Annotated in this window: 34 protein-coding genes; 33 read left to right on the top strand and 1 reads right to left on the bottom strand. The window is 63.1% G+C overall.

The genetic code is table 11. The features are described 5' to 3' along the window. The 31 genes from ACFPME_RS16620 to ACFPME_RS16470 all read left to right on the top strand — a co-directional run. Positions 1–179, top strand: a 179-nt coding sequence (locus ACFPME_RS16620) for an EF-Tu C-terminal domain-related protein (protein WP_465269163.1), incomplete at its 5' end; no start/stop codon positions are given. A 433-nt stretch (positions 180–612) separates the two neighbouring features. After that, positions 613–924 (top strand): 30S ribosomal protein S10, encoded by a 312-nt coding sequence (rpsJ, locus tag ACFPME_RS16615; protein WP_007082173.1) that lies wholly within the window; start codon positions 613–615, stop codon positions 922–924. Between the two features lie 20 nt (positions 925–944). Next, positions 945–1,586, top strand: a complete 642-nt coding sequence (rplC, locus tag ACFPME_RS16610) for a 50S ribosomal protein L3 (protein ID WP_377306776.1) — start codon at positions 945–947, stop codon at positions 1,584–1,586. An 11-nt stretch (positions 1,587–1,597) separates the two neighbouring features. Continuing rightward, positions 1,598–2,215 carry a 50S ribosomal protein L4 gene (gene rplD / locus ACFPME_RS16605; protein ID WP_377306775.1) on the top strand — a complete coding sequence of 206 codons (618 nt, stop codon included), beginning with the start codon at positions 1,598–1,600 and terminating at the stop codon, positions 2,213–2,215. After that, on the top strand, positions 2,212–2,505 hold the full coding sequence (gene rplW, locus ACFPME_RS16600) for a 50S ribosomal protein L23 (protein ID WP_056386840.1): 294 nt from the start codon (positions 2,212–2,214) through the stop codon (positions 2,503–2,505). Before rplD ends, rplW begins: the two co-directional genes overlap by 4 nt. 17 nt (positions 2,506–2,522) lie before the next feature. Then, complete coding sequence (rplB, locus tag ACFPME_RS16595; RefSeq protein WP_007808200.1) at positions 2,523–3,347, top strand: 50S ribosomal protein L2; 825 nt, start codon at positions 2,523–2,525, stop codon at positions 3,345–3,347. A gap of 12 nt (positions 3,348–3,359) precedes the next feature. Beyond that, on the top strand, positions 3,360–3,632 hold the full coding sequence (rpsS, locus tag ACFPME_RS16590) for a 30S ribosomal protein S19 (protein WP_056386835.1): 273 nt from the start codon (positions 3,360–3,362) through the stop codon (positions 3,630–3,632). After that, positions 3,632–3,967, top strand: a complete 336-nt coding sequence (rplV, locus tag ACFPME_RS16585) for a 50S ribosomal protein L22 (RefSeq protein ID WP_113723926.1) — start codon at positions 3,632–3,634, stop codon at positions 3,965–3,967. Before rpsS ends, rplV begins: the two co-directional genes overlap by 1 nt. 15 nt (positions 3,968–3,982) lie before the next feature. Beyond that, positions 3,983–4,735, top strand: a complete 753-nt coding sequence (gene rpsC / locus ACFPME_RS16580; RefSeq protein WP_113723927.1) for a 30S ribosomal protein S3 — start codon at positions 3,983–3,985, stop codon at positions 4,733–4,735. Positions 4,736–4,746: 11 nt separating this feature from the next. After that, entirely contained in the window at positions 4,747–5,160 is a 414-nt protein-coding gene (rplP, locus tag ACFPME_RS16575) for a 50S ribosomal protein L16 (RefSeq protein ID WP_113723928.1), read from the top strand. Further along, the gene (rpmC, locus tag ACFPME_RS16570; RefSeq protein WP_007082182.1) at positions 5,160–5,345 is read left to right on the top strand and encodes a 50S ribosomal protein L29; all 186 of its coding nucleotides are present in this window, start codon (positions 5,160–5,162) and stop codon (positions 5,343–5,345) included. The genes rplP and rpmC overlap by 1 nt, the downstream gene beginning before the upstream one ends. Before the next feature lie 12 nt (positions 5,346–5,357). Next, positions 5,358–5,648: a 30S ribosomal protein S17 gene (gene rpsQ, locus ACFPME_RS16565; RefSeq protein WP_377306773.1), complete on the top strand. Its 291-nt coding sequence runs from the start codon at positions 5,358–5,360 to the stop codon at positions 5,646–5,648. A gap of 14 nt (positions 5,649–5,662) precedes the next feature. After that, entirely contained in the window at positions 5,663–6,031 is a 369-nt protein-coding gene (rplN, locus tag ACFPME_RS16560) for a 50S ribosomal protein L14 (protein WP_007513359.1), read from the top strand. A 15-nt stretch (positions 6,032–6,046) separates the two neighbouring features. Further along, on the top strand, positions 6,047–6,361 hold the full coding sequence (gene rplX / locus ACFPME_RS16555) for a 50S ribosomal protein L24 (RefSeq protein ID WP_077516239.1): 315 nt from the start codon (positions 6,047–6,049) through the stop codon (positions 6,359–6,361). A gap of 8 nt (positions 6,362–6,369) precedes the next feature. Next, a complete protein-coding gene (rplE, locus tag ACFPME_RS16550) occupies positions 6,370–6,912 on the top strand; it encodes a 50S ribosomal protein L5 (RefSeq protein ID WP_189440971.1) in 543 nt (180 codons plus the stop codon). Positions 6,913–6,926: 14 nt separating this feature from the next. Beyond that, a complete protein-coding gene (gene rpsN / locus ACFPME_RS16545; RefSeq protein ID WP_140649722.1) occupies positions 6,927–7,232 on the top strand; it encodes a 30S ribosomal protein S14 in 306 nt (101 codons plus the stop codon). Between the two features lie 223 nt (positions 7,233–7,455). Then, a complete protein-coding gene (gene rpsH / locus ACFPME_RS16540; RefSeq protein WP_377306772.1) occupies positions 7,456–7,851 on the top strand; it encodes a 30S ribosomal protein S8 in 396 nt (131 codons plus the stop codon). An 11-nt stretch (positions 7,852–7,862) separates the two neighbouring features. Continuing rightward, complete coding sequence (gene rplF, locus ACFPME_RS16535; RefSeq protein WP_377306771.1) at positions 7,863–8,390, top strand: 50S ribosomal protein L6; 528 nt, start codon at positions 7,863–7,865, stop codon at positions 8,388–8,390. A gap of 87 nt (positions 8,391–8,477) precedes the next feature. Beyond that, positions 8,478–8,831 carry a 50S ribosomal protein L18 gene (gene rplR / locus ACFPME_RS16530; RefSeq protein ID WP_377306770.1) on the top strand — a complete coding sequence of 118 codons (354 nt, stop codon included), beginning with the start codon at positions 8,478–8,480 and terminating at the stop codon, positions 8,829–8,831. Between the two features lie 129 nt (positions 8,832–8,960). Then, positions 8,961–9,470, top strand: coding sequence for a 30S ribosomal protein S5 (gene rpsE, locus ACFPME_RS16525; RefSeq protein ID WP_072759978.1), 510 nt, complete (start codon positions 8,961–8,963; stop codon positions 9,468–9,470). Then, positions 9,463–9,663 carry a 50S ribosomal protein L30 gene (gene rpmD, locus ACFPME_RS16520; RefSeq protein ID WP_068095376.1) on the top strand — a complete coding sequence of 67 codons (201 nt, stop codon included), beginning with the start codon at positions 9,463–9,465 and terminating at the stop codon, positions 9,661–9,663. The genes rpsE and rpmD overlap by 8 nt, the downstream gene beginning before the upstream one ends. Positions 9,664–9,668: 5 nt before the next feature. Beyond that, positions 9,669–10,100, top strand: coding sequence for a 50S ribosomal protein L15 (gene rplO / locus ACFPME_RS16515; RefSeq protein WP_377306769.1), 432 nt, complete (start codon positions 9,669–9,671; stop codon positions 10,098–10,100). A gap of 4 nt (positions 10,101–10,104) precedes the next feature. Beyond that, a complete protein-coding gene (gene secY, locus ACFPME_RS16510) occupies positions 10,105–11,427 on the top strand; it encodes a preprotein translocase subunit SecY (RefSeq protein WP_377306768.1) in 1,323 nt (440 codons plus the stop codon). Positions 11,428–11,553: 126 nt separating this feature from the next. After that, complete coding sequence (gene rpsM, locus ACFPME_RS16505; RefSeq protein ID WP_149364222.1) at positions 11,554–11,910, top strand: 30S ribosomal protein S13; 357 nt, start codon at positions 11,554–11,556, stop codon at positions 11,908–11,910. Between the two features lie 11 nt (positions 11,911–11,921). Continuing rightward, positions 11,922–12,308, top strand: a complete 387-nt coding sequence (gene rpsK, locus ACFPME_RS16500) for a 30S ribosomal protein S11 (RefSeq protein WP_113723938.1) — start codon at positions 11,922–11,924, stop codon at positions 12,306–12,308. 10 nt (positions 12,309–12,318) lie between these two features. Beyond that, on the top strand, positions 12,319–12,945 hold the full coding sequence (gene rpsD / locus ACFPME_RS16495; RefSeq protein WP_113723939.1) for a 30S ribosomal protein S4: 627 nt from the start codon (positions 12,319–12,321) through the stop codon (positions 12,943–12,945). A 15-nt stretch (positions 12,946–12,960) separates the two neighbouring features. Then, positions 12,961–13,959 (top strand): DNA-directed RNA polymerase subunit alpha, encoded by a 999-nt coding sequence (locus ACFPME_RS16490; protein WP_377306767.1) that lies wholly within the window; start codon positions 12,961–12,963, stop codon positions 13,957–13,959. A gap of 40 nt (positions 13,960–13,999) precedes the next feature. Further along, complete coding sequence (gene rplQ / locus ACFPME_RS16485; RefSeq protein WP_377306766.1) at positions 14,000–14,383, top strand: 50S ribosomal protein L17; 384 nt, start codon at positions 14,000–14,002, stop codon at positions 14,381–14,383. Between the two features lie 188 nt (positions 14,384–14,571). After that, positions 14,572–15,075 (top strand): disulfide bond formation protein B, encoded by a 504-nt coding sequence (locus ACFPME_RS16480; RefSeq protein WP_377306765.1) that lies wholly within the window; start codon positions 14,572–14,574, stop codon positions 15,073–15,075. A gap of 29 nt (positions 15,076–15,104) precedes the next feature. After that, positions 15,105–16,481: a class II 3-deoxy-7-phosphoheptulonate synthase gene (locus ACFPME_RS16475; RefSeq protein WP_377306801.1), complete on the top strand. Its 1,377-nt coding sequence runs from the start codon at positions 15,105–15,107 to the stop codon at positions 16,479–16,481. Between the two features lie 104 nt (positions 16,482–16,585). Beyond that, the gene (locus ACFPME_RS16470) at positions 16,586–17,395 is read left to right on the top strand and encodes a hypothetical protein (protein WP_377306763.1); all 810 of its coding nucleotides are present in this window, start codon (positions 16,586–16,588) and stop codon (positions 17,393–17,395) included. Here ACFPME_RS16470 and ACFPME_RS16465 read toward each other — a convergent pair. Continuing rightward, positions 17,392–19,008: an amidase gene (locus ACFPME_RS16465; protein WP_377306762.1), complete on the bottom strand. Its 1,617-nt coding sequence runs from the start codon at positions 19,006–19,008 to the stop codon at positions 17,392–17,394. The two genes, ACFPME_RS16470 and ACFPME_RS16465, sit on opposite strands and share 4 nt — an antisense overlap. Positions 19,009–19,109: 101 nt before the next feature. Here ACFPME_RS16465 and ACFPME_RS16460 point away from each other — a divergent pair, with 101 nt between their 5' ends. Together ACFPME_RS16460 and ACFPME_RS16455 are read left to right on the top strand one after the other, a co-directional pair. Beyond that, complete coding sequence (locus ACFPME_RS16460) at positions 19,110–19,856, top strand: c-type cytochrome (protein WP_377306761.1); 747 nt, start codon at positions 19,110–19,112, stop codon at positions 19,854–19,856. Further along, on the top strand, positions 19,853–21,145 hold the full coding sequence (locus ACFPME_RS16455) for a c-type cytochrome (protein WP_377306760.1): 1,293 nt from the start codon (positions 19,853–19,855) through the stop codon (positions 21,143–21,145). Before ACFPME_RS16460 ends, ACFPME_RS16455 begins: the two co-directional genes overlap by 4 nt. Positions 21,146–21,152 lie beyond the last annotated feature (7 nt).

Below are 21,152 nucleotides of genomic sequence, written 5' to 3'. Positions count from 1 at the left end.
CCGACGTGACCGGCGCCTGCCAGTTGCCGGACGGCGTGGAGATGGTGATGCCGGGCGACAACGTGAAGATGGTGGTGAGCCTGATCCACCCGATCGCGATGGACGAAGGCCTGCGTTTCGCCATCCGCGAAGGCGGCCGCACCGTCGGCGCCGGCGTGGTGGCCAAGGTCATCAAGTAGGAAGCCTGCGTCGCACAAGGCTGTTCGCAGCCTTGCTGCGGGAAGCGCCTGCACCCGTATCCGTGGAGGCGGCCGTTTTGACGAAATCGTCAGCGGCTACTTCACTAAGGGGATATTTGCAGGTATACTTCGCAGCTTGCTTGTCGACCGAGCCTTGGTTCTGGTCGACCTACCGCGAAATGAGGCACAGGAAGTGCTTCGAGTTCGCCGGCCGGGATGGCCCTCGCAGTGGAATGTTTCGCAGGTTCTGCCTGCTGACGATGTTCCGTTGCGTGATGCAAATTCTGTCCAGGCGAGCCGAATAGCGCTCGCCTGGTCTTTTCGAATTGGGGCCGTGAATGTTCATGGTCGCCGATGTGGTGCAAAGGGTTGTGCGGGGCGGTGAGAAGCCGCTTCGTTTCACATTACGTTCTTTCGACAACAGGACACGGTTATGGCGAACCAGAAGATTCGGATTCGGCTGAAAGCGTACGATCATCGTCTGATCGACCGCTCTGCCAGCGAGATCGTCGAGACGGCTAAGCGCACGGGTGCCACGGTACTCGGCCCGATTCCACTCCCGACCAAGATCGAGCGTTACACCATCCTGACGTCGCCGCACGTCGACAAGGATGCACGCGACCAGTACGAGACCCGTACCCACAAGCGTGTGCTCGACATCGTCGACCCGAACGACAAAACCGTGGACGCGCTCATGAAGCTTGATCTCGCCGCTGGCGTCGATGTTCAGATCAAGCTCGGTTGAGCGACAGACAGGATACGAAGATGAGTATCGGATTGGTTGGCCGCAAATGCGGCATGAGCCGACTCTTCACTGAAGATGGCCGCTCGATTCCGGTGACGCTGATTGAAGCGACGCCGAACCGCGTGACCCAGTTGAAGACGGACGATAACGATGGCTACAGCGCCGTCCAGGTTTCGGCGGGCACCAAGCGCGCGAACCTGTTGACGCAGCCGCTGAAGGGCCATTACGCGAAGGCCAAGGTTGAGCCGGGTCGTGGTCTGTGGGAATTCCGCGTGTCTGCCGACGATCTCGGCAAGTACACCGTGGGCAGCGAGATCAAGGCTGACGACGTGTTCACCGTAGGCCAGATCGTCGACGTTGCCGGCGTGTCGAAAGGCAAGGGCTTCCAGGGCACGATCAAGCGCTGGAACTTCAAGATGGGTGATGCCACCCACGGTAACTCGCTGTCGCATCGCGCACCGGGCTCCATCGGTCAGCGCCAGACTCCGGGTCGCGTGTTCCCTGGCAAGAAGATGTCCGGCCACATGGGTGCGGTGAACCGCACGCAGCAGGGTCTGGAAGTGGTCAAGGTCGACGCCGAGCGTCATCTGATCGCGGTGAAGGGTGCGGTGCCGGGTGCAACCGGTGGCGACGTCATCATCCGCCCGACGACGAAGAGCTGAGGAGAGACGCCATGGAACTCAATGTTATTGGCGCGTCATCGCCTACCAAGCAAGCGCTCAGCGTGTCGGACGAAGTGTTCGGCGGTGAGTACAAGAAGGCCCTGGTCCATCAGGTCGTGATCGCCTATCAGGCGGCCGGCCGTGCCGGTACCCAGTCGCAGCTGTCGCGCGGCGAGATGTCCGGTACCACCAAGAAATTCAAGAAGCAGAAGGGCGGCGGCGCCCGTCACGGTGACTACCGTGCACCGATCTTCGTTGGTGGTGGCCGCACCTTCGCAGCCAAACCGCGCAGCTACGAGCAGAAGGTCAACCGCAAGGCTTACCGTGTCGCCATCCGCTCGATCTTTTCCGAGCTGATTCGTCAGGATCGCCTGAAGGTCGTCGAGAGCTTCGGCATCGAGACGCCGAAGACCTCCGCGATGGTGGCCAAGCTGGCCGAGCTGGAAGTATCCGGTCGCGTGCTGCTGGTGTCGGAAGACGCCAACGAGGCCGTGTTCCTGGCTGCACGCAACATTCCTTACATCCACGTACTGGATGTGATGGGTTTGAATCCGGTCAGCCTGGTCGGTTCCGACCATGTGGTGGTCACGGTTGACGCGGTGAAGAAGATCGAGGAGTGGCTGGCATGAACAACGAACGCATTCTCGATACGCTGCGCGCGCCGCACATCTCCGAGAAGTCGGCGCGGTTGGCCGAGCACAACCAGTACGTATTCGTGGTCGCCCCTGCGGCAACCAAGGCCGATGTCCGCGCTGCCGTGGAAAAGCTGTTCGACGTCAAGGTCGAACAGGTGAACCTCGTCAACACCAAGGGCAAGGTCAAAGCCTTCCGTCAACGCGCTGGCAGCCGCCAGGGCAAGCGTAAGGCCTATGTGCGTCTTGCCGATGGCCAGACCATCGACGTTTCCGCCAAGGCCTGAGCCAGGAGTTCTGTGAGATGGCACTAATCAACCACAAGCCGACCTCGCCGGGTCGTCGTGACGCAGTCAGCGTCAAGACGGAAGGTCTGTACAAGGGCGCGCCGTACGCGGCGTTGACCGAGTCGCAGTCCCGCACCGGCGGTCGCAATCATCATGGCCGCATCACCGTGCGTCATCGCGGCGGCGGTCACAAGCAGCATTACCGCATCATCGACTTCAAGCGTGACAAGGAAGGCATTGCCGCCCGCGTCGAGCGCATCGAGTACGATCCGAACCGCACCGCGCACATCGCGCTGCTGTGCTACGCCGATGGCGAGCGTCGTTACATCATCGCGCCGAAGGGCGTGCAGGTGGACGATCGTCTGGTGTCCGGTCGTGATGCGCCGATCAAGGCCGGCAACTGCCTGCAGCTGCGCAACATCCCGATGGGCAGCACGATCCATTGCATCGAGCTGCGTCCGGGCAAGGGTGCGCAGATCGCCCGCAGCGCCGGTGCCTCGGTGCAGCTGGTGGCACGCGAGTCCGGTTACGCCACGCTGCGTCTGCGCTCCGGCGAGATGCGTCGCGTCTCGGTCGATTGCCGCGCCACCATCGGTGAAGTCGGCAACGGCGAGCACAGCTTGAAGAAGCTGGGCAAGGCCGGCGCCAAGCGCTGGCTGGGTATTCGTCCGACCGTTCGCGGTGTGGTGATGAACCCGGTCGACCATCCGCACGGCGGTGGCGAAGGCAAGACTTCTGGCGGTCGTCATCCGGTCAGCCCGTGGGGCACGCCGGCGAAGGGTTACAAGACCCGTAACAACAAGCGCACGCAGCAGTTCATCGTGCGTCGTCGTACCAAGTAACAGGAAGCCGACATGCCGCGTTCTCTGAAGAAAGGTCCGTTCGTCGACCTTCACCTCGTAAAGAAGGTGGAAGCTGCGGTTTCCGCCCACAACAAGCGTCCGATCAAGACCTGGTCGCGTCGCTCGATGATCCTGCCGGAAATGGTTGGCTTGACCATCGCTATTCACAACGGCCGTCAGCACGTACCCGTACTGATCAACGAGAACATGGTCGGGCACAAGCTCGGCGAGTTCGCGGTGACCCGTACGTTCAAGGGCCATGTCGGCGACAAGAAGGGCAAGTGATGAGCACTGAAGCCAAAGCGATCCTGCGTGGCGCCCGCATTTCGGCGCAAAAGGCACGCCTGGTGGCTGATCTCGTCCGCGGGCTTCCCGTGGGTCGGGCCAGCGACGTGCTCACCTACACCAACAAGAAGGCTGCGCTCCTTGTCCGCAAGGTCCTGCTGTCGGCCGTCGCCAACGCCGAGAACAATCTCGGCGCCGATGTCGACGAACTGAAAGTGGCCAGCATCTTCGTTGATGAAGGTCCGGCGATGAAACGCATGCATGCCCGCGCCAAAGGCCGCGGCTCGCGCATTCTCAAGCGCACCAGCCACATTACTGTGGTTGTTGGTAACTGACCGAGGATAGAGACGATGGGTCATAAAGTTCATCCCACCGGTATCCGCCTCGGCATTGCCAAGGACTGGAACTCGAAGTGGTTCGCCAACAAGCGTGATTACGCCACGTACCTCGTGGCCGACATCAAAGTGCGCGACATGCTGAAGAAGAAGCTGGCTGCCGCCGGTATCTCCCGCATCCAGATCGAGCGTCCGGCGAAAACCGCACGCGTGACGATCCACACCGCCCGCCCGGGCGTGGTGATCGGCAAGAAGGGCGAGGATATCGAGAAGCTGCGCAAGGAAGTTAGCGACATGATGGGCGTTCCGACGCACATCAACGTCAACGAGGTGCGCAAGCCCGAGCTGGACGCGCAGCTGGTTGCCGAGTCGATCGCGCAGCAGCTGGAGCGTCGCATCATGTTCCGCCGTGCCATGAAGCGCTCGGTCGGCAACGCGATGCGCCTTGGCGCACTGGGCATCAAGATCAACGTATCCGGTCGCTTGAACGGTGCCGAGATCGCCCGTTCCGAGTGGAGCCGCGAAGGCCGTGTGCCGCTGCATACCCTGCGCGCCGACATCGACTACGGCTTTGCCGAGGCGAAGACCACCTACGGCATCATCGGCATCAAGGTGTGGGTCTACAAGGGCGAGATCTTCGATCTGGCAGCAGCATCCCAGGAGTCGAAGGACGAGCCGTCGCAGCCGCGCCGCGAAGGTGGCGAAGGTCGTCGTAATGATTCGCGTCGCGAGGCCGGTGACGGCCGTCGCGAGCGGTCTGCGAAGTAAGGAGAGTTGCCATGTTGCAACCTAAGCGAACCAAATACCGCAAGCAGTTCAAAGGCCGTAACGACGGCTTGGCCCAGTGTTCCAATCTCGTCAGCTTCGGCGAGTACGGGCTGAAGGCCATCACGCATGGTGCGCTTACCGCGCGCCAGATCGAAGCGGCCCGTCGTTGCATCACCCGTTACGTCAAGCGTGGCGGCAAGCTGTGGATCCGCGTGTTCCCGGACAAGCCGATCACCAAGAAGCCGATTGAAGTGCGCATGGGCGCCGGCAAGGGCAGCGTGGAGTTCTGGGTTGCCCAGATCCAGCCCGGCCGGATGCTTTACGAGATCGAGGGCCTCGATGAGGTCACGGCGCGTGAGGCGTTCCGTCTGGCGGCAGCAAAGCTGTCGGTGCAGACCCAGTTCGTGACCAGGGCGGTGATGTGATGGCCAGCAAAGATATCAATAACCAGTCGGCCGACGAGTTGAAGCAGCATCTGCTGGACCTGCGCAAGGAGCAGTTCAATCTGCGCATGCAGAAGGGTTCCGGCCAGCTCACTCAGCCGCACCAGCTTCGCCGCGTTCGGCGTGACATCGCCCGCACGAAGTTCGTGCTCGGCGGCAAGAAGTAAGGGACGGCCGACATGAGCGCTACCAAGATCCAAGAAGTCCAGGTTCAATCGGACACCAAGCAGGCGCGTACCCTCGAAGGGCGCGTCACCAGCAACAAGATGGACAAGACGGTCACCGTGCTGGTCGAGCGTCAGGTTCAGCACTGGCTGCTCGGCAAGATCATCCGCCGGTCGACCAAGCTGCACGCACAGGACGACCTGGGTGCGAACGAGGGTGACCTCGTGCGTATCGCCGAATGCCGTCCGTTGTCCAAGACCAAACATCATCGCGTGGTTGAAATCATCACGCGCGCCAACGTCTAAGGGAGGGTGCAATCATGATCCAGATGCAAAGCACGCTTTCCGCAGCGGACAACAGCGGCGCGAAGGAACTGATGTGCATCAAGGTGCTCGGCGGCTCCAAGCGCCGTTACGCCGCGATCGGTGACGTCATCAAGGTCACCGTGAAGGATGCGATTCCCCGCGGCAAGGTCAAGAAGGGCGAGGTGTACAATGCCGTGGTGGTGCGTACCGCCAAGGGTGTACGCCGTCCCGATGGTTCGCTGATCCGTTTCGACGGCAATGCAGCGGTCCTCCTCAACAACAAGCTCGAGCCTATCGGCACCCGTATTTTCGGACCGGTTACCCGCGAGCTGCGCAGCGAGAAGTTCATGAAGATCGTCTCGCTCGCGCCCGAAGTGCTCTGAGCGGAGATCACAAGAATGAACCGTATCCGTAAGGGTGATCAGGTCCTCGTGATCACCGGCAAGAACAAGGGTCAGCGTGGCGATGTGCTGCGTGTTGCGGACGACCGTGTGTTCGTCTCCAACGTGAATCTGATCAAGCGTCACACCAAGCCGAACCCGCAGGCCAACCAGGCTGGCGGTATCGTCGAGCGTGAAGCCTCGATCCATCTCTCCAATGTGCAGCTGTTCAACCCCGCCACGAACAAGGGTGAACGCGTCGGCACCAAAACGCTCGAAGATGGGCGCAAGGTCCGCGTGTTCCGTTCGACTGGCGAGGTCGTGGACGCGTAAGGAACACGATCATGACGCGCCTTGAAAATTTTTATAAAGAGCAGGTAGTTGCCAAGCTCACCGAGCAGTTCGGCTACCAGAACGTGATGCAGGTCCCCCGCATCACCAAGATCACGCTGAACATGGGCGTGGGCGAAGCTGCGGGCAACAAGAAAGTGCTCGAGAACGCCGTGGCCGACATGGCCAAGATCGCGGGCCAGAAGCCGATCACGACCAAGGCGCGCGTATCCGTTGCCTCGTTCAAGATCCGCGACGGCTGGCCGATCGGCTGCAAGGTCACCTTGCGCCGCGCCCAGATGTGGGAGTTCATGGATCGCCTGATCAACATCTCGCTGCCGCGCGTGCGCGACTTCCGCGGTGTCTCGGCGAAAGCGTTCGATGGCCGTGGCAACTACAACTTCGGTATCAAGGAACAGATCATCTTCCCTGAAATCGACTTCGACCAGGTCGATGCGCTGCGTGGCATGGATATCTCCATCACCACCACCGCCAAGACCGATGAAGAAGCGAAAGCCCTGCTGGCAGCGTTCAGCTTCCCGTTCCGCAACTGATAGGCGCGTAATCCATGGCCAAGACATCAATGGTGAACCGCGATATCAAGCGGACCAAACTCGTCAAGAAGTATGCCGCCAAGCGCGGTGAACTGAAGGCGATCGTGCTGAGCTCCACCGCCTCCTACGAGGAGAAGATGGAAGCGCAGACCAAGCTGCAGAAGCTGCCGCGCGACGCCAGCCCGGTGCGCCAGCGCACTCGTTGCGCGTTGACCGGTCGCCCGCGTGCCGTCTACGCAAAGTTCGGCCTTGGCCGCAACAAGCTGCGTGAAGCGACCATGCGCGGCGACGTGCCTGGTCTGCGCAAGGCCAGCTGGTAACAATTACTTTGCAGGACCGGCTGACGGGCAAGCCCCGTCAGCCGCTCACCTGGCTGCACCAACCTGCAGCCGCTGGATGCGATTACCGCATCGTTATTCGCTAAAACCTGAAAATGCTGTTATAGTCGGCGGTCTGCGCAAAGCAGGCCGGCGTCCATGCCGGCTCACAATCTGATTGATTTCCGGTTCTATCGGATATCGGTGCACTCTGAAGGATGTTTTCATGAGCATGACTGATCCCATCGCCGATCTGTTCACGCGCGTCCGCAATGCCCAGGCCATGGGTAAGCCGACCGTGCGTATGCCGTCGTCGAAATTGAAGTTGGCAATCGCCAACCTTCTCAAGAACGAGGGCTACATCCTCGATGCCAAGACTTCCGCTGAGGAAGGCAAGCCGGTGCTCGAGCTCAAGCTCAAATATTTCGAGGGCCAGCCGGCCATCGAGACCATCTCCCGTGTCAGCCGGTCCGGCCTGCGTGTGTATCGCGGCAAGGACGAGCTGCCGAAGATCCTCGGCGGCCTGGGTATCTCGATCATTTCGACTTCCGCCGGTCTTCTGACCGATGCGCAGGCCCGTGCCAAGGGTCTGGGCGGCGAAGTCATCGGCCAAGTGGCGTAAGGAGTCTTTCGATGTCACGTGTTGCCAAACAACCTGTTTCCCTGCCCAAAGGCGTCGAGCTGACGGTCGGTAGCGACAACATCTCCGTGAAGGGCCCCAAGGGCACGCTGACCGTGCACCACCTGCCGGGCGTGACCGTCACCGTCGACAATGGCGTGGCCAGCATCAGCCTGGCCGAAGGTACCGACGACAAGTTCGGTGGTACCGCGCGTGCACTGCTGGCCAATATGGTCACCGGCGTCTCCACGGGTTACGAGCGCAAGCTTGAGCTGGTCGGCGTGGGTTACCGCGTTGCCATGCAGGGCAAGTCGCTGAACCTGAGCCTGGGATTTTCCCACCCGGTGGTGTTCGAGGCGCCGGAAGGCATCAGCATCGAGACCCCGACGCAGACCGAGGTCCTGATCAAGGGCACGGACAAGCAAGTGGTCGGCCAAGTGGCTGCCAAAATTCGCGGTTTCCGCCCACCGGAGCCCTACAAGGGGAAGGGTGTGCGCTACGCCGGTGAGAAGATCACGCTGAAGGAAGCCAAGAAGGCGTAATGCGGGTCCGTTCGTGAGGGTCTGGCCAAAGGCCGGATTTTCCAGAAGAGCCCATGCACAAGCCGATCCGCTTTCAAGGAACTAACGATGAACAAGAACGAAAATCGCCTGCGCCGCGCCAAGTCCACGCGTTGCCATATCCGCAAGCTGGCCGTGGCCCGTTTGTCGGTGCATCGCACCGGTCAGCACCTGTACGCGCAGGTGTTCGACGCTACCGGTCTGAACGTGGTGGCCGCGGCCTCCACCGTGCAGAAGTCGGTGGCCGAGGGTCTCAAGGGCACCAAGAACCTGGCCGCTGCTGCCGCAGTTGGAAAGGCCGTCGCTGAGCGGGCACTGGCTGCGGGCATCGACGCCGTGGCTTTCGACCGCTCCGGTTTCCGTTTTCACGGTCGCATCAAGGCGCTGGCCGATGCGGCGCGCGAAGCGGGTCTGAAGTTCTAAGAGACGGAGTCGGGAGCCGGGTCCAACGCCCAGACCCAGCATTCCCGGTTCGCAACACCGCAGCACACAACTATAAGCGGCCACGCCGCAAGCAAAAGTCCCGGATGGTCCGGGCATACGGAAAAGAACATGTCTTCTACCGATCGCGAAAATTCCGACGGCCTGCTGGAAAAGTTGATTGCCGTCAACCGTGTGGCCAAGACCGTCAAGGGCGGCCGCCAGATGAGTTTCACCGCACTGACCGTGGTCGGTGATGGCGAGGGCAAGGTCGGCTTCGGCTATGGCAAGGCGCGTGAAGTGCCGGTGGCCATTTCCAAGGCCATGGAGCGCGCCCGCCGCCAGATGGTCAACATCGAGCTGAACAACGGCACTCTGTGGTACGCCATCAAGGCCAACCACGGTGCGGCCCGCGTCTACATGCAGCCTGCTTCCGAGGGTACCGGCGTGATCGCCGGCGGCGCCATGCGTGCCGTGCTGGAAGTGGTTGGCGTCAAGAACGTGCTGGCCAAGGCGGTTGGCTCGCGTAACCCGATCAACCTGGTGCGCGCCACCATCAAGGGCCTGCAGGCGGTTGCCTCGCCCAAGAAGATCGCCGCCAAGCGTGGCAAGACCCTGGATGAGGTGCTCGGCAATGGCTAAGTCTCAACAAACCGCCGACAAGACCGTGCGCGTGCGCCTGGTCAAGGGCCTGCGCGGCGTGCAGGCGCGTCATCGCCTCAGCGTCAAGGCGCTGGGTCTGGGCAAGATCAACGACGTCCGTGAACTGAAGGACAGCCCGCAGGTTCGCGGTCTGATCAATACGGTCTATTACCTGGTCCGGGTCGAGGAGTAAGCATCATGCGTTTGAATGACATCCAGCCAGCCGCCGGTTCACACAAGACGCGGTTGCGCGTCGGTCGCGGCATCGGTTCGGGCATGGGCAAGACCGCCGGTCGTGGTCACAAGGGTCAGCATGCCCGCGCGGGCGGCACCCACAAGTACGGATTCGAGGGCGGCCAGATGCCGCTGAATCGCCGGATGCCGAAGGTCGGTTTCCGTTCGAAGTTGAAAGCCGGCAGCCAGGAAGTGTTCCTGTATCAGCTGGCCAACCTCAAGGGTGACGTGATCGACGTCGTCGCGCTGCATCAGGCTGGCCTGATCAATAGCCGCGCGAAGAAGGTCAAGGTCGTTCTGAAGGGTGAAATCGGTCGCGCGGTGAAGTTGTCCGGTCTGCTGGCTACCGCCGGCGCCAAGGCAGCCATCGAAGCGGCCGGCGGCAGCGTGGAGTAATCAGGTGGCTGCAGCCAAGGGCAATGCGCTCGGCAAGCTCGGAAAGCTGACGGAGCTTCGTCAGCGCATCTTCTTCGTGATCGGTGCGCTGGTGGTGTTCCGGCTTGGCTCGTTCATTCCGGTTCCCGGGGTCAATCCGGAAGCGATGACCAGTCTGGTCAACGGCAACGGCCTGATGGACATGTTCAACATGTTCTCGGGTGGCGCACTGGCGCGGTTCTCGGTGTTCGCGCTGGGCGTGATCCCGTACATCTCGGCGTCGATCGTGTTCCAGATGATGGGCTCGGTGATACCGAGCCTGCAGGGGCTGCGCAAGGAAGGCGAGGCCGGCAAACGCAAGATGACGATGTATACGCGCTATGCCACCGTGGCCCTGGCAGCGTTCCAGTCGTTCGGTATTGCGGTGGCGTTGCAGAATCAGGTTGCCGCTGGCGGCGCGCCGGTGGTCTACACGCCGGGTTTCGGTTTCATCATGTCGTCCGTGGTGGGGCTTACCGCCGGCACGATGTTCCTGATGTGGCTGGGCGAGCAGATGACCGAGCGCGGCATCGGCAACGGTATCTCACTGCTGATTTTCGCCGGTATCGTGGCTGGTCTGCCGGGTGCAGTGGTTCACACCCTGGGCATGGCCAACAATGGTGAATTGACGCTGATCATGCTGTTGATGGTGTTCGGTCTTTCGCTGGCGGTAACGGCGTTCGTGGTGTTCATGGAACGTGCCCAGCGGCGCATCACGGTGAATTACGCGCGGCGGTCCGGCGGGCAGAAGGCCTACCAGAACCAGAGCTCGAACCTGCCGTTGAAGATCAACATGGCGGGTGTGATTCCGCCGATCTTCGCATCGAGCCTGCTGATGTTTCCGGCGACGGCGATCAGTTGGTTCAGCACGGGTCAGCAGTCGCGCTGGTTGCAGGATCTGACGCAGTCGCTCAGCCCCGGCAACCCGTTGTATGAAATTGTGTCATCGGTGCTGATCATCACTTTCGCGTTCTTCTACACGGCGATCGTGTTCAACGCCGACGAGACGGCCGACAACCTCAAACGGTCGGGGGCGCTGATACCGGGCATCCGTCCGGGCAAGGCCACGTCCAGCTACATCGATGCTGTGATGACTCGTCTGACCGGCGTGGGCGCGTTGTACCTGGTGCTGGTATGTCTGGTGCCGTCGTTCATGCAGAACGCCTGGCACGTGCCGTTCTATTTCGGCGGCACGTCGCTGCTGATCGTGGTGGTGGTGGTGATGGATTTCACGGCACAGGTGCAGGCGCATCTTGTCAGTCACCAGTACGAGAGTCTGCTCAAGAAGGCCAATCTGCGTCGCAGCTGAGCTGCAGTCGGGGCGGTCAAAGTCGGAGGGTGGCGTCGCCGTAGTGGCGCAGGGCTTTCCAGTTCGGGTAATTCAGGTTAAAATTGCGCGTTTACCGCGCACGAAACGCATCGGAGAAAGAACATCATGGCGCGCATCGCGGGTGTCAATTTGCCGGTCCAGAAGCATGTCTGGGTTGGTCTGCAGAGCATTTACGGTATCGGCCGCAGCCGGGCCAGGAAAGTCTGCGTGGATGCTGGCGTGGTTCCCACCACCCAGATCAAGTCCCTCAGTGAAGGCGAGGTGGAGAAGATCCGCCACGAGATCGGCAAGTACATCGTCGAAGGCGATCTGCGCCGTGAGGTGGGCATGGCCATCAAGCGTTTGATGGACCTGGGCTGCTACCGCGGTCTGCGCCACCGTCGTGGCCTGCCGGTGCGCGGCCAGCGCACGCGTACCAATGCACGTACCCGCAAGGGTCCCCGTCGCGCGATCAAGAAGTAACGGATCCGAATATGGCTAAGCCGGTTAAAGCAAAGAAGAAGATCAAGCGCGTTGTCACGGATGCCGTGGCCCACGTGCAGGCCTCCTTCAACAACACCATCGTCACCATCACCGATCGCCAGGGCAACGCCTTGTCGTGGGCTACTGCCGGCGGCGCCGGTTTTCGTGGTTCGCGCAAATCGACCCCGTTCGCTGCCCAGGTTGCCGCCGAGAAGGCTGGCCGCGCTGCAGGCGACTACGGCGTGAAGACTGTCGAAGTGCGCATCAAGGGCCCAGGCCCGGGGCGTGAGTCGGCGGTGCGTTCGTTGAACGCGCTGGGCTACAAGGTGCTCAACATCATCGACGTCACGCCGATTCCGCACAATGGCTGCCGTCCCCCCAAGAAGCGTCGAGTCTAAGGAGTAACCCATGGCCCGTTATCGTGGAGCTACCTGCAAACTCGCCCGTCGCGAGGGTGCGGATCTCAGTCTGAAGAGCCCGGCGCGCGCGCTGGACTCCAAGTGCAAACTGGAAAACAAGCCCGGCCAGCATGGCGCGAACAAGCGCATGCGCATGTCCGATTACGCCGTTCAGCTTCGCGAGAAGCAGAAGGTCAAGCGTATCTATGGCGTGCTTGAGCGCCAGTTCGCCAACTACTATTCCAAGGCGGCGACATCCAAAGGCAACACCGGTGAAAACCTGTTGCGCCTGCTCGAGAGCCGTCTGGACAACGTCGTCTATCGCATGGGCTTCGCGGTTACCCGCGCCCAGGCCCGCCAGCTGGTCGCCCACAAGGCGATCCTGGTCAATGGCAAGAAGGTCAACATTCCTTCCTACCAGGTACGCCCGGGCGACGCGATCGCATTGACCGAGAAGGCACGCACCCAGTTGCGCGTGCAGGAAGCTGCGACCGTGTTCGACACCATGGACTTGCGTCCGATATGGGTCGAGGTCGACGCCAAGAAATTCGAAGGTACGTTCAAGTCGGTGCCGGATCGCGGTGACCTGCCGTCCGATATCAATGAAGCATTGATCGTCGAGCTTTACTCGAAGTAATCACCGGAGCTCTGCATGGCAGTTTCGTCAACTAGTGTGCTGCGGCCTCGGGGCCTCAGCGTCGAACAGCTCGGAGCCAACCGCGCCAAGGTGGTGGTCGAGCCGCTCGAGCGTGGCTTCGGCCATACCCTGGGCAACGCGCTGCGCCGCGTACTGCTCTCCTCGATCCCTGGTAGTGCCATCGTCGAGGTTGAAATCGATGGCGTGCTGCACGAATACACCACCCTGGAAGGCTTGCAGGAGGACGTCATCGAAGTCCTGCTCAACCTCAAGGACGTGGCGATCCGTCAGCATACGGGTGATGAAGTCACCCTGACCCTGTCCAAGAAGGGCAAGGGCGTGGTCACGGCCGGCGACATCGTCGTCGACCACTCGGTGGAAATCATCAACCCCGAGCACGTGATCTGCCACCTGACCAAGGACATCGCGCTCAACATGCGTCTGAAGGTGCGACGCGGCGTCGGCTACCAGCCGGCCAGCACGCGCCAGCATCCGGATGACGAGGCCCGTCCGATCGGTCGTCTGCAGCTCGACGCGTCGTTCGCGCCGGTGTTGCGCGTGGCTTACGAAGTGGATGCCGCTCGTGTCGAGCAGCGCACGAATCTCGATAAGTTGATTCTCGATATTGAGACCAATGGAACGATCGGTGCGGAAGACGCGGTTCGCAAGGCCGCAGAGATCATCAACGACCAGCTGTCGGTGTTTGGCGACTTCTCGCGTCGCGAGAGCGCCACCGACAAGGCGGAGAAGAGCGGTTTCGATCCGCTGCTGCTGCGTCCGATCGACGATCTCGAGCTCACCGTGCGTTCGGCAAACTGCCTGAAGGCCGAGAGCATCTACTACATCGGCGATCTGGTACAGAAGACCGAAGTCGAGCTGCTGAAGACGCCGAACCTGGGCAAGAAGTCGCTGACCGAGATCAAGGACGTGCTGGGCGGGCGTGGTCTCGCACTCGGCATGAAACTCGAGAACTGGCCACCGCCGGGTCTCTCGCACGGCATGCAATTGGGCTGAGGTTGTAGCTCGGCCCCTTTAAAGAACTGGAACCAAGACCATGCGCCACCAAAAATCCGGACGCAAACTCAACCGCACCAGCAGCCATCGCGAAGCCATGTTTCGCAACATGGCCTCGTCGCTGGTCAAGCATGAGCTGATCCGTACTACCCTGCCCAAGGCGAAGGAACTTCGCCGTGTTGCCGAGCCGCTGATCACGCTGGCCAAGACCGACGGTGTGGCCAATCGCCGACTCGCCTTCTCGCGCATGCGCGACAAGGAAGCGGTTGGCAAGCTGTTCGTCGAGCTGGGCCCGCGTTACAAGGAGCGTCCTGGCGGTTACCTGCGCATCCTGAAGTGCGGCTTCCGCCCGGGCGACAACGCGCCGATGGCGTATGTCGAGCTGGTCGGTCGCCCTCAGGTCGAGGCCGTCGACGCCGAATAGGCTTTGCTGGCTTGCCCGAGCGGATGGACGTCAAGACGTCCATTCATGAAACCCGGCAGTGCCCCTGCCGGGTTTTTTTTGTCGCAAGCGGCGGGCGGGCGGAATTTTCGATCTCGGAACAGAGCAACATTGCTGACAGCGCGGCGGCGAAGAGGTAATGTCGTCGTTCCGCAACGCAACATTTCGCCATGAACCCTTTCCGCTGGTCCTATCGTGTCATTTTTTTCACGGGCTTCCTCGTCTGCGTCGGCTTGCTCGGCTTCGCATTGTTCGCGGAGAAGTACTGGCATCTGTTCCCGTGTCCGCTGTGCATCTTCCAGCGCGTCGGCTTCATCGTGATGGCTGTGTTCTTTCTGCTGGGCGCGTTGCACGCGCCACGTAGCGGTACGCGCTGGATCTATACCGGCGGCGTGTTGCTGGGTGCGCTGTTCGGGATGGTCGTGGCGGGCCGGCATTTGTGGATCCAGTCGTTGCCGGCGGACCAGATCCCGTCGTGCGGCCCGCCGCTGGACTATATGTTCAGCGCCTTTCCGTTTGCCCGTGTACTGCAACTGGTGTTCACCGGGTCGGGTGAATGCGCCACGGTGGAGCCGATCCTGGGCCTGCCAATGCCGGCGTGGACGCTGTTGTGGTTCGTCGTGCTGGCTGTGCTCGCCATCGTGGCCACCCGTCGCCGGCAGGTGCAGCAATGAGCGCTTTCACCTCGATCAAGGCTGTACCGATGAATGCCGGATTGCCCGACGCCGTCACGCCCGAGAGCTGGGCTCCCGACTCCTGGCAGGACCGCGTGGCGCTGCAACAGCCGCGCTACGACGATGCCGCCGAATTGGCCGAGGCCTGTGCGCATCTCGCGCAGCTGCCGCCGCTGGTGACTTCGTGGGAGGTGCTGGCGCTCAAGCAATCGCTGGCCGAGGCGCAGGAAGGCCATCGGTTCCTGTTGCAGGGAGGCGATTGCGCGGAGAGTTTTGCCGACTGCACCAGCCCGCTGATTTCCAATCGCCTGAAGGTGCTGCTGCAGATGAGCCTGGTGCTGGTGCATGGCTTGAAGAAGCCGGTGCTGCGCGTAGGCCGCTTCGCCGGGCAATATGCGAAGCCGCGCTCGGCCGACACCGAGACGCGCGACGGCGTGACCTTGCCGAGCTTCCGTGGCGACGTGGTGAACAGCCCGGCGTTCACCGCCGAGGCGCGCCGGCCCGATCCGCAGCGATTGATCCAGGCGCATGCACACTCCGCGCTGACCATGAACTTCGTGCGCGCGCTGATCGATGGCGGCTTCGCCGATTTGCATCATCCGGAATACTGGGACCTGGCGTGGGTCGAGCATTCCCCGCTGGCCGCCGAGTACCGGCAGATGGTTGCCGGCATCGGCGACTCGTTGCGTTTCATGGAAACCCTGGCCGGCCCGATCGCCGGCTTCTCCAGGGTGGATTTCTTCACTTCGCACGAAGCGCTGTTGCTGCACTACGAGCAGTCGCTGACCCGCCAGGTGCCGCGCCATCCAGGCTGGTTCAACCTGTCCACCCATTTCCCCTGGATCGGCATGCGCACGGCCTCGCTCGACGGCGCGCATGTGGAGTACTTCCGCGGCATCCGCAATCCAGTGGCGGTCAAGGTCGGCCCTTCGGTGACGCCAGAGCAGCTATTGCCGTTGATCGATGCGCTGAACCCGCACGACGAGCCCGGCCGCCTGACGCTGATCCACCGCATGGGGAATGCGAAGATCGGCACCGCTCTTCCGCCGCTGCTGCAGGCGGTGAAAAGGGAAGGGCGCCGCGTGTTGTGGGTGGCCGATCCGATGCACGGCAATACCGAAAGCACCTCGAATGGCTACAAGACCCGCCGCTTCGACAACATTCGCGGCGAGCTCGATCAGGCGTTCGACCTCCATGCGGCGGCTGGTACCCGCCTTGGCGGCGTGCACCTGGAGCTGACTGGCGAGGACGTCACCGAGTGCATGGGCGGCGCGCGCGACCTGTCGGAAACCGATCTCGATCGCGCCTACAAGTCGATGGTCGATCCACGCCTCAACTACGAACAATCGCTGGAGCTGGCGATGCTGATCGTGCGCAAGTCGGTCGGCGGCGGCGCCGGCGCCTGAGTGATCGGCCATGACGGATGTCATGGCCGATCACTGGCACGTTGCACTGGAGTGCAGGTGCCGGATGGGTGAGGATCGGCCCTTCCGAAGGGGAGCATCGAACAGTGACCGGGAAGAACCTTGCGGCGCCGCGCGTCGATCTCTGGACACTGGCAGGGCTGGTGCTGCTGCTGTTGCCCTTGCTGACCATGGCGCATGAGCTGATGGGGCACGCGCTTGCCTGCGTCGCCAGTGGCTACCGGCCCAGCGAACTCGGCGCCTATTACGTCGAATGCCCCGCTACGGGAAGCTGGGACAGGCGCATCGTCGCGATGGCCGGCACGGCTGTGGACGTGATCCTGGCAACACTGGCCTACCTCGCCTGGGGGCGGATGAAACGGCCGCTGCCGAGGCTGGCGCTGTGGATCGTGTTCACCGTGAAAGGCATGGTGGCCGCGGGCTACTGGATGTTTTCCGGCGTATCCAACCTCGGCGACTGGGGGCCGGATGTGGGTGGCGGCATCGGCCCGCTGCCGTGGCCATGGCTGTGGCGAGGCGCCATGTTCGCTGTGGGCTTGTACGTCTATATCGCGGTGGTTCGCCGGGCCATACGCATGATGATCGCAATGCTCGGAGGTGGCGAGCAGGCCCGCCGCACCCAGTGGAAGATCGCGATGACGATCTACCTGATCGGCGGTGTGTCGGCCTTGCTGGTCAGCCTGTTCAATCCGTTGGGTATCGCGATCACCCTGATGTCGGCGATCGCTTCATCGTTTGGCGGTACGGCGGGACTGTTCAACGTGGCCTATTTCCGCCGCTGCGATCAGCCCCCGCGCGATTTCGTGATCGGCCGCCAGCACGCCATCGTTGCCGCCGGCGTAGTGATGACGCTGGCATTCGCGGCGGTGCTGGGACCGACGGTCTACCTGCACTAGCGTTGCCGCAAGGCGGCCACCGGCTTGCCGCCGACCGTGTCGAGGAACTGCGGCGGCTGCCATGCCTTGGCGTGTTGCTCGAAGCCATAGGCGATCGAGATCAGCGTCGGCTCGCTCCACTTCGCGCCGAACAGCACGATGCCCACCGGCAGGCCGTGGGCAAAGCCGGCTGGTACGGCGATCGACGGATACCCGGCCACGGCCGCCGGCTGCGAGGCGCCGCCGACGGTGGGATCCCCGCTGACGATGTGGTCGCCGAGCACCGGATCGGTCATGAAGGCCGGTCCCCACGACGGCGCCAGCAAGGCATCCAGGTGTTGCGCCTTCAAGGCGGCGTCTATGCCCTGCGGGCCGGACAGCCGCTTCGCCTTGGCGAGCGCGCTGGCATAGGCCTTGTCGCCGAGCGGCCCCTTCTTCTGCGCCTGCTCGAACAGCTCCTGGCCGAACCAGGCCATCTCGGTCTCGGCATGCGTCTGGTTGAACGCGATCAGGTCGGCCAGCGTCTTCACCTTGAGGCCGCTGCGGCTGGCCAGATAGGTATTGATGTCGTGCTTGAAGTCGTACAGCAATACAGTGATTTCCGGCTTGCCGAGTTCCGCCAGGTGCGGCAGCACGACGGGGTCGACGATGATCGCGCCCTGCGCCTTCATCAGTGCGATCGACTGATCGAGTACGCGATCGGCATTCGGTTCGGCGCCGGCCAGCTGGCGCACGACGCCGATGCGCTTGCCCTTCAGTCCGTTCGGGTCAAGGAAGCGGCGGTAGTCGGTGGCGTGCCTGTCCGCCTCGGCGGTGGCCGGGTCGCGCGGGTCGCTGCCGGCGATCACGCTGAGCAGGGCGGCGGCGTCGGCCACGCTGCGCGCCATCGGGCCGGCGGTGTCCTGGCTGTGGCTGATAGGCACGATGCCGCTGCGGCTGACCAGCCCCAGCGTGGGCTTGATCCCGACGATGCCGTTCATTGCGGCGGGGCAGATGATCGAGCCATCGGTCTCGCTGCCGATCGCCGCGGTAACCAATCCGGCCGCCACCGCCGCCGCGGAGCCGGCGCTGGAACCGCACGGGTTGCGGTCCAGCACATAGGGATTTCGGGTCTGCCCGCCACGCCCGCTCCAGCCGCTGCTGGCGTGGTTGGAGCGGAAGTTGGCCCATTCGCTGAGGTTGGTCTTGCCCAGGATCAGCGCACCGGCCTTGCGCAGCCGCTCGACCAGCCCGGCGTCGCGCGGCGCCGGCGCATCGGCCAGCGCCAGCGAACCGGCGGTGGTGAGCATGCGGTCGCCGGTGTCGATGTTGTCCTTGAGCAAGACCGGGATGCCGTACAGCGGGCTGCGTGACCCTGCGCCATGGCGCGCGTCATCGAGCGCGCCGGCCAGCTTCAGCGCATCGGGGTTCGTCTCGATCACCGCATGCAACGCCGGGCCGGATCGATCGATCTGCTGGATGCGTTCGAGGAGTTGCTGGGTCAGCTGTCGGCTGTCGAGCGTGCCGGCGTCCATGCGTTGCTGCAGCTGGGAGATCGATGCATAGGCGGCGGGTGGCAATACATCGGCGGCAATCGCCGGAACCGCCACCAGCGCGGTGACGAGTGCGGCGAGACAGACGGCTGAACGGCTCACGGTGACCCCCGGATTCGACGGATGTGGCATGTTGTCGCGACGCATCAGCTTAGCGCCAAGTCCAATCGGAGGGGGCTGCCGCGGACGCCTATAATCGGCGGATGAACACGAACGAACATCTGTCTCCTGCCAAGCCGATCGCCGCGGTATTGCTGGGTGTCGCCATGCTGTCTGGCGCGACCGTGCACGCCGCCGATTCACCGCCGATTCCCGACACCCTGCAACAGCGTATCGCCGCCTGCACCACCTGCCACGGCGTGCATGGCGAGGGCATACCGGGCAGCGGGTACTTCCCTCGTCTGGCCGGCAAGCCAGCGGCCTATCTGGCCCGGCAGATGCAGGATTTCCAGAACGGCCTGCGCAAGTACGCACCGATGGAGTACACCGTGCGCCAGCTGAGCCCCGCTTACATGAGGGAAATCGCCGAATACTTCGCCGCACAGCAGGTGCCTTACAGCCGTTCGCCCTTGCCGGCAGTCTCCGCGGCCACGTTGCAACGCGGCGAGCAACTGGTCAGCAAGGGTGATCCGGCACGCAAGATTCCCGCGTGTGCCAGTTGCCATGGCAGCCAGCTCACCGGGGTGGAGCCGTCCACGCCCGGCCTGGTCGGGCTGCCGTATGACTACATCAGCGCCCAGCTGGGCTCGTGGCGCACGCATACCCGCAGCACGGTGGCACCCGATTGCATGGCGTTGGTGGCCAACCGGCTGAGTGATTCGGACATCACGGCGGTGGCGGCCTCGCTGGCCAGTCGCCAGTTGCCGGCCGACACGCATGCTCAGGCGGCCGGCTCGGTGACGCCGCCGCTGCGCTGCGGCGTGCTGGGTGTCACCGGAGACACGCCATGAGAAAGTTGCGCTGGTGGTTGTTGCTGGTCGTCGTGCTGGCCGCGCTGTTGCTGGGCTGGATACTGCTGGGCGGTCGCGGCAGTACGCCGACATCCCCCTCCGCCAGCAAGGTCACGGCCGCGACGCTGCAGGACCCGGGCCTGATCGCCAAGGGCACGTACCTGACCCTCGTCGGCGACTGCGCTGGTTGCCATACCACGCAGGGCGGCGCGCGCTTCGCCGGCGGGCGCTCGCTGGCCACGCCGTTCGGCAACATCCCTGTGCCCAACATCACCCCTGATCGCGAAACCGGCCTGGGCGACTGGAGCTTCGAGGATTTCTGGCAGGCGCTGCATGCCGGCAAGGGGCGGCACGGCGAACTGTTGTACCCGGCGTTTTCGTATACCTCCTACACCAAGGTGAATCACGATGACGCGCTGGCCATCTTTGCCTACCTGCAATCGTTGCCGCCGATCCATCAGCCCGCCACCGCGCCGTCGCTGGCGTTTCCTTACAGCGTGCGCAAGAGCCTGGCGGCGTGGCGTGCGCTGTATTTCAGGGAAGGGGAGTTCAAGCCCGATCCGGCGCAGTCGCCGCAGTGGAATCGCGGGGCCTATTTGGTGCAGGGCCTTGGCCACTGCAATGAATGCCATGCCGCGCGCGATTCGCTCGGCGGCACCGCCGGCGACCAGCATCTCACCGGGGGCCAGATTCCGATGCAGAACTGGTACGCACCGGATCTGAGCACGCAGCGGAACGGCGGCCTGCAGGGCTGGGGCGAGCAGGACATCGTCGACCTGCTGAAAACGGGCCAGTCGGCCAAGGGTGTGGCGTTCGGCCCGATGGCCGGCGTGATCGCCAGCAGCACCCAGCACATGACGAACGACGACCTGCATGCGGTTGCCGCCTATCTGCATTCACTGCCGCCGCGTGCGCCGACGGTGCCGGACACCCAGTTGTTCAATGCGAAGGCCATCGTGCAGCAGGGCGGGAAGGTCTATACCCGGCACTGCGCGGAATGCCATGGCAAGAACGGCGAGGGCGTCGCCGGGGTGTATCCGCCGCTGGACGGCAACTCCTCGGTAACCGAGCCGAGCGGCATCAACGCCACCCGCATGATTCTGCTCGGCGGCTTCGCCCCGGTCACCGCCGCCAACCCGCGACCGTACTCCATGCCGCCGTTTGCCCAGCAGCTGAGCGACAGCGAGGTGTCCGCGGTGGCCAGCTACATCCGTCGCGCATGGACCAACCAGGCGTCGGTGGTGCGGCCGGAGGACGTCAGCCAGTATCGGCATACGCCGATCGACTGAATCGCGG

The organism is Rhodanobacter umsongensis (assembly GCF_042654965.1).
Classification (GTDB): Bacteria; Pseudomonadota; Gammaproteobacteria; order Xanthomonadales; family Rhodanobacteraceae; genus Rhodanobacter; species Rhodanobacter umsongensis.
This window is presented reverse-complemented; position numbering and strand designations above follow the sequence as displayed.